The 7,362-nt window shown below is 42.4% G+C and carries 13 protein-coding genes; all 13 read right to left on the reverse strand.

Annotated features, from left to right (window positions below):
- Window positions 1–969, reverse strand: a 969-nt coding sequence (locus FE783_RS36895; protein WP_138884391.1) for a protein rep, incomplete at its 3' end; no start/stop codon positions are given.
- Window positions 970–1,083: 114 nt separating this feature from the next.
- Entirely contained in the window at window positions 1,084–1,269 is a 186-nt protein-coding gene (locus FE783_RS36900) for a hypothetical protein (RefSeq protein ID WP_138884392.1), read from the reverse strand.
- Between the two features lie 24 nt (window positions 1,270–1,293).
- Window positions 1,294–1,476 carry a hypothetical protein gene (locus FE783_RS36905; RefSeq protein ID WP_138884393.1) on the reverse strand — a complete coding sequence of 61 codons (183 nt, stop codon included), beginning with the start codon at window positions 1,474–1,476 and terminating at the stop codon, window positions 1,294–1,296.
- A gap of 11 nt (window positions 1,477–1,487) precedes the next feature.
- A complete protein-coding gene (locus FE783_RS36910; RefSeq protein WP_138884394.1) occupies window positions 1,488–1,841 on the reverse strand; it encodes a hypothetical protein in 354 nt (117 codons plus the stop codon).
- 153 nt (window positions 1,842–1,994) lie between these two features.
- Window positions 1,995–2,216: a hypothetical protein gene (locus FE783_RS36915; RefSeq protein ID WP_138884395.1), complete on the reverse strand. Its 222-nt coding sequence runs from the start codon at window positions 2,214–2,216 to the stop codon at window positions 1,995–1,997.
- Entirely contained in the window at window positions 2,213–2,434 is a 222-nt protein-coding gene (locus FE783_RS36920) for a hypothetical protein (protein WP_138884396.1), read from the reverse strand. The genes FE783_RS36915 and FE783_RS36920 overlap by 4 nt, the downstream gene beginning before the upstream one ends.
- 55 nt (window positions 2,435–2,489) lie before the next feature.
- Complete coding sequence (locus FE783_RS36925) at window positions 2,490–3,074, reverse strand: hypothetical protein (protein WP_138884397.1); 585 nt, start codon at window positions 3,072–3,074, stop codon at window positions 2,490–2,492.
- Window positions 3,061–3,450 (reverse strand): hypothetical protein, encoded by a 390-nt coding sequence (locus tag FE783_RS36930; RefSeq protein ID WP_138884398.1) that lies wholly within the window; start codon window positions 3,448–3,450, stop codon window positions 3,061–3,063. Before FE783_RS36930 ends, FE783_RS36925 begins: the two co-directional genes overlap by 14 nt.
- A 76-nt stretch (window positions 3,451–3,526) precedes the next feature.
- Entirely contained in the window at window positions 3,527–3,664 is a 138-nt protein-coding gene (locus tag FE783_RS37840; RefSeq protein WP_158302255.1) for a hypothetical protein, read from the reverse strand.
- 393 nt (window positions 3,665–4,057) lie between these two features.
- Window positions 4,058–4,243, reverse strand: a complete 186-nt coding sequence (locus FE783_RS36935) for a carbon storage regulator (protein ID WP_338015947.1) — start codon at window positions 4,241–4,243, stop codon at window positions 4,058–4,060.
- Between the two features lie 5 nt (window positions 4,244–4,248).
- A complete protein-coding gene (locus tag FE783_RS36940) occupies window positions 4,249–5,229 on the reverse strand; it encodes a hypothetical protein (RefSeq protein WP_138884400.1) in 981 nt (326 codons plus the stop codon).
- A 1-nt stretch (window position 5,230) separates the two neighbouring features.
- Entirely contained in the window at window positions 5,231–5,509 is a 279-nt protein-coding gene (locus tag FE783_RS36945; RefSeq protein ID WP_138884401.1) for a hypothetical protein, read from the reverse strand.
- Between the two features lie 13 nt (window positions 5,510–5,522).
- Window positions 5,523–7,362, reverse strand: a 1,840-nt coding sequence (locus FE783_RS37845) for a fibronectin type III domain-containing protein (protein WP_162458208.1), incomplete at its 5' end; no start/stop codon positions are given.

Raw genomic sequence — 7,362 nt, forward strand, 5'->3', positions numbered from 1 at the left:
TGCGAAGTATAGCGTTTTGAAATTATCATACGTCATCAACCCTTCAGCTTCTCCCGTCTCCGATCCGTTCCCTTTCGTCATGTACTTAAAAAGCTCATGATAATCGCCCTCTTTAAACTCGTCCATCATGGAACTATACCCTATCTCTAAATCATGAATCGCCTGTTTAGTGACCTTGATTGAGTTGAGAAGCAAATACCAAATTTTTTGTATCAATATTTCTTTGTCCGAAAACATCCTTTGCACCTTACCGTATTTCTTTGAAAATGAATTAACATGCTGCTTCTTGCCCAATTCGAAACGCTTATCCATTACGAGCAAAACATGCAAATGTGGATGATACGAATGTTTCTTGTATGTAACCTCTAAGGACCGAACCGCGCCGTTATATCCCCAATTATGTATATCAATACCCTTTATTTTTTTAGTCCCTGACAAATATTCCGTCAGCTTCTGAAACTTAGTAAATATGAGCTTTATCGTATCGGGTAGATCGGGACCGGAGCAGTTAGGCAAGGTTAACACTAAATGAATTTTCTTATGGTCCTTAAACGCTTCGATTTCCGGTATAAACCGTTGCATCCTTGAAGCCTGCTTCACCTTCTTGCAGTTATTACAAAATTTATCTTTGCAAAGGTGTGTTTTCTTGAAATCTTTTATTCTTGCATCCTGATAAACGTCTAGATACCATTTTTGATTGCAACGAGACATCGTATCAAGCTTCCTATACACCTTCTTTTCTTCTGCTTTCATCTCAGCGTGCAGCTTATGTAAAGGACCGTCGAAAGGTTTCTCTTCCAGCAACAACCGCGACCATTTAACAGCCGGGTCTAAATCCTGCTGTAATCCTCTCATTTCAGCTTGCAAAACAGCGTAATAATCTAGTATCGATTCATTGTAATCTATATTCGTAGCAACCGAGTTTAGGTATTGAAAATCCATCTCGATTTGCTTCAAAAACTCTATCAAATTGTCACCCCCTTTATTGCGACACAGCGCGAATGTGCACCGCATAAGATCAAGGCTTTTCGGTTCCCGTGGGGCAAGATGATTCTAATATATCTAGAATAGAAGAAACACCTTTCAAAGATTTAAAGATTCTCTAACTTCTTTTACAAAAACAGAACCAAAATGATGTTCAATAACTTGCGCAAGCCCTTCCGATTTTCCCTTAAAAAAATAACGTTCATTTTCGTTTATCGCTTCATTCATAGCAACCAAGCTTTGCCTTAATCGTTCTTGCAAATAGACAACATCAAAATCGGACATTCATACACTCTCCTATTCATTGAATTACCTAGCAGACGCCCAGTGAAAGGTCACTGTCAGGTGTGACAAATTCATAGCATCAATTTTGTTCAAAAGATCGTCATTGCCTACTTCTGATCTTAACAACTCACGTTCCGATCCATCGTCTGCCACCAACTTAGCAACCAACTTGCTTCCATCATAATTTTCATAAACCTCGATTTTCATTCTCTTTCCTCCTACATAATAGACTTATAAAAATCAAACGTTTCCTTCGTCATATTAGGCGATTTTTCAAAATGATTAATCAAGAAATCCGACAGCGAAGATTCATTTTTCAGCTTTAAACCCCGTTGCGTTTCAACGAAACGCGCCTTCGATTCTTCCCCAAGATAAACCATCGTTTTTGCCTGATGCTGCTTTTCCTGCTCTGCTTTATTCCGCTGCTCTGCTTTCCATTTTTCCGTTTGCTCGTAGTAATTGAACAAGTATTGCAGGACTTCATAATTCGTCTTAGCATGAAATTTTCCTTTATAAGATTCGATCTTATCTTTCATTTCTTCCGGCACTTGAACCATCGCCCGACTCGACACTGTTTACACCCCATCCACCCGGCCAGCCGCGATCCGCGCAAAAGCCGTTTTATTTTGTTTACATTGCGATCACGATCGTAAATTCGAAATATGGCCAAACGAATTATGTTTACATTTCAAACCTGGGACGTCGCGCAGCTGCAAACGTTTTGTTTACACCTTCTTTTTCATCGCAAGCATTCGCAAATATTTAAGCTGTTCCGGCCCTTTGGCCTTTTCACGTTTCGTTTTTTCCTTGTTTGCAAGCTCCGAATTCGTTACCCAACCAATCATTTTTCCGGTTTGAATGTCAAATTCCTTGATGCAATAATTGCATTTGTAGCAATCAGACAAGAGTTGCAATGTACCTTTTTTACAATAACGGCATGTCGTCATAACAAAGTACCCTGACTGTTCATTTCCTTTGCACGTTCAAGATAATTCTCATGCTGAACAACGGTCATTTTCGGATAAGAATCAGTGTAAAGAGCAACCAAATAAGCAGTTACTTCACTTTCCGATTTCAACTTCAATTTTGCTTTCAAATCTTCCAACTGAACTTTTACACTCGATGTAAGTTTGACTGAACGATAGTTATTCTGCTGCTGTGTCACTAGATCATCTCCTCTCTGTCTATGATCTTATTATACTGTATTTTTATACTTTTGTCTAACTTTTTTCTACTTTTCCAAACATATTTTCCCCATAGGTATTTTCTAGGAATTGCGTCCATGGACTCTCGATTTTCGCCTGTCCCATTTCATAGAAAGATACATTCTTTTCGAGCTTATACAACGTGTCGTAAAACTTAAAATATTTAGGATTATGGCTCCAATACCTTCGACCATAGAATTCCTTTGTTTTCGGATTATGGACGCGCACAAGCTGAAAGGTACGCCCAAACAGCTTGTATTTTGCATAGATGTCATACTGGAATTGAATCAGATTTCTGAACGTGTAAGCAACGTCAGACATGCTTTGAGCATCGGCAATAATGTTATTCCCGTCTTTCCGATGCTGCCGAAGCTCAACCCACACCTGATGATCGATTTGATACATTCGCATTTGATCTAAGAGAATGCCAACCTCGGACATGAGTATTAATGAGTTTTGGATCCCCGGACGCCCGAGAACGTCCAAGGGATCGTTATAATGGGTATACAAATGGGGATTCGGTAGATTTTGCATTTTAAAATTGGAATAGACATGCTTCCCGGCAGCATTAGCCCGGTAACCAAATTCAGTCAGTTTCAACGTTTTGCCAAACCCCGGGAGCCCCGTTACGATTGATATTGTCAAAAGGAAAACCACCTTTCGCCTGATTTTGAACTGTAGAAGCTTGATACAATTTGATTCGATCCGCAGCCGACGCTAGTTCCTTTTGCAGCTGCTCGACCTTCTGTTTCATTTCCTCCGACTCACGGCTATTATAAAGAATAGTGTTAATACGTAAACCAAGCTTGTAATCATGGAAGAGCTGACGGTATTTTTGATATTGACTACCGAGGAACAAACCTGTAAGGAGTAAGCCAACATATACAAGCAATTTAAACCCCCCAATAAGTGCAAATGTAACACCCAATACAAGCGCCAGAATAAGCCTAAATTTTCGATTTTTTAATAGTTGCATACTATTCCCCTTTCAAGGGAGGTCACCCCCCGCCGGAACCCCACAGGGAACCCGGCGAGGGGTGACCTCCCTTCATTCATTTCCACGGACGGTGGTCCCATGTTTTGATACCCGGTCCAAGATTTCGTATAACCGTTTTTACGATCCAAAACCCTCCAAAAATGGCCGCAAAAATAAACAACGGTTTACCGAGTGAAGCAAACATATCCAGCATCGTTAATTCCTCCTAGAATGGCAAAAGCTTACGGACAAACGCCAACGTCCATATAATGATCAAAACGACCCGTATGCCCATATAAATCATTGTCAGCTGCAATATGGTATCGACCGGGAACAAAACATTCGCTTGTGCCAAGTACGGATTTACTACATCCATCATTTCATTCAGTTTCGACCACGGAATGACGGGTATATTAATCTTCCCGGCGTACTTATCCAAAAGCCCCGCAATCTTATCGATCATAAAATCCACGTTTACAACCCATTCCCCCGGCCAGACGCGATCCGCGCCGCAGCCTTTTCAAAATGTAAACAAAACGCAGCTGCCGGGACGCGTTCCGGACGCGAAAATGTAAACAAATCAACGAGCTGCAGCGAGCTGCCGGCTTTAAATCTGTTTACATCTATCAGCAAACGTTTTTTCGTAAACCTCACCACGATACACCGAAACTTCCTTTGGGACATCAATAGCGAGCCTTAAATCACCATCGTTCGTCCTTACGACCTGCACCTTGATTTCATTTCCGATCATCACATATTGACCAGCTTTACGGCCTACAACCAACATAGCCATGCCCCTTAAATACCGAGTCTCGGAGTCAAATTATTAAAAAAGTAATGGAAAAAGGATACCCATAACGTCGCCGCCATGATCGTACGGAAAAGCTCTGCATACGTCTTCCATTCCGTCAAATCAAGCTTCATACCGGACAATATCGAATCGACGTCCGCATTCCCTGTACTCGGCGCCGTTTCGTTTCCAAACACCAACTTGCTCCCCGGCTCATGCATCTGATCTAATGAATTTTGCAAACTGTCCTGCATTTGATTCATGTTGTCGGTTACTTGCTTCGTCGGCATCTTATCCATGAAATTTTCCACGGAATCATTCAGACGTTGCTCAGCTTCCGGGCTTGGCGTATAAATCGCCTCTACCGCTTTGGTAAGCTGATCGAGCTTGCCAGCAAGCATATCCTTCAAAGATTGCAACAACATTCTGATGTCTTCGAGTTTAAGAAGAATCGCTTCAAGAACCGATATAGCGCTTCGATCTATAACAGGCAAAGGCTTGAATGTATAATTGGCCGTTTGAGAAGACCAAGCAACCACGAATTGATCCCCGCCCGTATCCCTGACGCCCAATACTTGAAAATAAATTTCCGATCCAATAAAACTATCCGAAATATCAATATCAAGGGTGTAATACTCCCTGAATCGCGGAAAGTCCAAAGCGTTATCGAAATAAGGAACAAAAAAGTCCACATACACACCGTTCGCCAATATCGCGAAATAAGAGATATTACGATCCGTAATCAAATCCGCATCCATGGTAACGGTCGCTTTAATCGATTGATAGCTGACGGAAGTGCCATCGACAGCAACATCAACCCCATTACGACTATATTGGGGTTCCTCGGCTGATCCCCAGTAATAATATTTTTCGTTGTCATTATCCGCATTTGGTTGAGGCCCATAAACACCATAGGCAAATACCGACTGATGGAAAAAGAGACTTAGAGCCAGAAACAGCCCTAAGCCCCATACGGAACGGCGAAACATATTAAGCGCCTGCAACGGATTGCTTGAACTTGCCGCGCAGCCAGAAGAACGCAACGACTACAAGCGTAATGACAATGGAACCGATAGCCAAGTAAACGAATCCTTTGTTTACGACGCCGAAGCCCGTTTCGAATTCAGTGAGGAACGAATCTACATCCGTGTTCCCCGTGGCCGGAGCAGCCGAAGCCGGAACCGCCGCCAGCATAGCGACGATAGCCATGCAAACCATTGTGAAAGCTGCTTTCGATTTGAAAATCATGCCTTTGACTTTTTGGAACATTTTTTGTTCCCTCCTAAAAAGTTTTTTTATTTGAGCCAGTAAAAAACGACTTTGCCGCTTTGAACTGGTTACTCACGTGTTTGATACGATTATCAAAATCTTTCGGAACGTATACACGTCCTTGCCCCTTTACGTAACGTTGTTTATATTCAACCCCGTTACGCTCATAGGTATAATCCTTCTTGAGCTTCACCCCTTTAGTTCCCATAAAACCAACGGGAATTTTAACGGTGCGAACCTCTTGAACGTGAAAGCCTGTCCTCTCAAAATGTTTTTTGCTATGATAGGCCAGCTTCGGATTATCTGCATGATACCGTCTGAGCTTCTCAGACTTTCCGTAAAAATCTTTATCGTCAGGAGTATCGTCGGTCGAAAAGCCCCTCCGAATTTTCCGTAACTTCGTACCACTTTCTTTGTTGTCGACGTATGTAAACGGCTTATTGTCGCCGCCCCGATCCGGGACGAGCTTTTGATATTTCTTCCTAGTCCAGAAGAAAAACGAAACAACTATGATTAATGGGATTGATAGTATCGCCAGAAGGACAAAGGACTTTCGAAGCACCTGAAAGGCGTTTAGAAAAAAGGCCACAATCAGATCAACAAATTCATTGCCCGTCGTTTTCGTTAATGCATTAAAAACGTACGGCTTCGCTCCGTCATCGGTCGGAAGAATTTTCACTTCTGCAAACTTTTCCGCAATGTTTGCGAAATCAAGCTCGATTTTATTTTGAGAAACCGGATAAGTCCCGACGAGCTGCCCATTCACGTACACTTCTACTTCCGTAACGTCGCTCGATGCTTCATACGATAATTCACGTTTATCAATGCCGCCGCCCGGCGACGGACGAATAGAAGCCGATAATATTTCCGGTACCGGGATTTTCAATGTTTTCGTGGAAACAACCGTTTCCACATCCCCTTCATTACCGCGCGCAACAACTTTAACCGAATAAACCTTTTCAGCATCCAGCCCATCAAAAAAATAAGTGCGATCCGTCAATGTAGCAACTTCCACGTCATTTAAATAAAGCTTATAATCATTCGCATAATTGACAGCATCCCATGAAACCCTAAATGACTTATGGGTTACATCCGAAATTGAAACTTTAGGTTTGCCCGGTAAAGGCTGCTTTGTCGCAACGATCAAAGGATCAGAAGAAACACGCCTACCGTACTTATCTATGCCAATGAGTGTAAACGTGTATGAAGTCGATGGAGCTAAAGCCGTAACATCATAATATTTCATGAATGTCGTGGGCTTGGTCAAAAGGGCACCATCTTGATATAGTTCATAACTCGACGCAACACTTTCCCAATTCAAGCGCATCGAACTATCTGTAAGAGCCGAAACCGTCAAAACGGGCTTTATTTCTGGAAGCATAGCCGCTGCATATATGACCATTGTTTTAGCGGACTCATTTTTTGCTGAAGATCCATCGACAGCCGAAACCTGATAAGCATAATTCACGTCCGGTTCTGCTGTCGTATCGGTGAAAGTCGTTCCCGTCACAAGAGACGAATTTAATTTCGTGGCATTCCGAAAAACGTTATATCCTGCAACCCCGCTAAAATCCGTTGATGGCGACCAATCCAGCTTCACGGCGTTTATTTGCGGAGTTGCCGTTAAATCGGACGGAACGGTCGGCGGTGTCGTATCTGGAGCAATCTTCACATCAACTTCGTATCCGTAACTGCCCCATCCCGGCTTATTCGCAACACGTATTTGTTTGACTCCGTTGATATTGACGGCATTAAAAGTCGTTTTTGCCGCTGTTTGTCCATCGTATGATGCGATAACCCCTCCAGCTTCATTCAAAAACTGTATGACCGACTTATCATCTAAAGATTTGTAA

This window comes from Paenibacillus mesophilus (assembly GCF_005938385.1).
Classification (GTDB): domain Bacteria; phylum Bacillota; class Bacilli; order Paenibacillales; family NBRC-103111; genus Paenibacillus_AB; species Paenibacillus_AB mesophilus.